This window comes from Brevundimonas sp. CURTG3B2_SDJG (assembly GCF_057364705.1).
Map to the genome: position 1 here is coordinate 1 of NZ_JBNFOJ010000463.1, position 1,475 is coordinate 1,475.

Annotated in this window: 1 protein-coding gene and 1 pseudogene; both read right to left on the minus strand. The window is 73.5% G+C overall.

Annotated elements, in window-relative coordinates:
- A pseudogene (locus AC2W7C_RS17830) lies at nt 1–664 on the minus strand (nucleotidyltransferase family protein); the annotation flags it as partial.
- Between the two features lie 47 nt (nt 665–711).
- Nucleotides 712–1,475: aminoglycoside phosphotransferase family protein (locus AC2W7C_RS17835; protein WP_486002561.1), on the minus strand; the 764-nt coding region annotated here is incomplete at its 5' end.

Sequence of the window (1,475 nt, forward strand, 5' to 3'; positions counted from 1 at the left end):
GTCCGCGCCGCCTCGGTTCCACGACCACCCCGGTTGCGGCAGTCCAAAGCCGGCCGCGGCGGCCGAGGTCCGCCAGAGACCCGCGAGCGAGAACGGGCCGTCGGGCCGTCCGCGACATAGTCCGGCCGGCAGATGTGGACGCCCATGTAGGCGTAGGGCGCCGAGGGCGCGTCGCCGCGGAAGGTCAGCCGCCCGCCCTCGCCAGGCGCGGCCTCGTCCAGGAAGACGTCGCCGTCGCCCTCGAAGCCGACGGAGCCCTCGCGCCGCGCCAGCAGCAGCGCCGCGTCCATGACCGACGGGTCCCACAGCCGGGCGAGTTGATCCAGGGCGTCGCCGCGGTCGGTCCAGACGCTGTCGATATTGGCCACGAACACCGGGTCGGCGCCCAGCAGGGGGCGCGCCTTCTTCAGACCGCCGCCGGTCTCCAGCAGTTCCGCGCGCTCGTCCGAAATGGCGATCGCCGGTCCGCGCCCGCGCGCGGCCAGATGCGCCTCCAGCCGATCGGCGAACCAGTGGACGTTGACGACGGCGCGCTCGACCCCGGCGTCGGCCAGCCGGTCCAGGACGTGATCGATCAGGGCCCGGCCCGCCACCTGGACCAGAGCCTTGGGCCGGTCGTTGGTCAGGGCCGCATGCGGGTGCCAAGGCCCGCGGCCAGCACCATGGCGGTCCGGGGGGCGGTCCTGGGAGGAGCTGTCTCGGGGGCCGCGGTCATCGCCGTATCGCCTCCGGAACGTGGATGTCGAACCAGGTCCGCACCGTCTCCAGGCCGGGTTTCTCCAGGTTGGCGTTCAGATGGGCCCACATGCGCGGGATGAAGGCGCGGTAGCGCGGCTTGCCGTCGCGGACGATCAGCCGCGCGAAGATGCCCAGGATGCGCGCCTGGTTCAGGGCGGCCAGGCCGGCGTAGTCGCGCAGGAACTCGGTCCGGTCGACCTGGGGCCGAAGGGCGAAATAGTGCTCCAGCGCCCGCGCCTCGACCTCGGGAGAGACGTCCCGGCGCGCATCCTGGAGCAGGGAGTGCAGGTCCCAGGACGGGTGGGCCCGTACGGCGTCCTGGAAGTCGATCATTCCGACCATCTCCGCGCCCCGGCGACCGGCGAGCCGGATCAGGTTCTCGGCGTGATAGTCGCGGTGCGCCATGACGGTCGCGCCCCCCGCCCCCCGCGCGATCACCGGCGCCCAGGCCCGGCGCCAGTCCTCGATCGCCGCCGCGTCGAACGCCAGGGCCGGATAGAGCCGGGGGATCCACTCGACGAACAAGTCGGCCCCGCCCTGAAGCGCCACCTCGTCGTAGGCCAGAAGCGGCCAGTCGCCGGCCGCGCCCTTCAGCACCGACGGCGTCTCGGCCGCGTGCAGGGCGGCCAGGGCCTCGACCGCGGCCAGGTACAGCGGCTCCTCGGCCTCGCCCTGTTCGATCACCCGCGCGAACAGGTCGTCGCCGAAGTCCTCGATCACCGCCAGGCCGGCGGCGG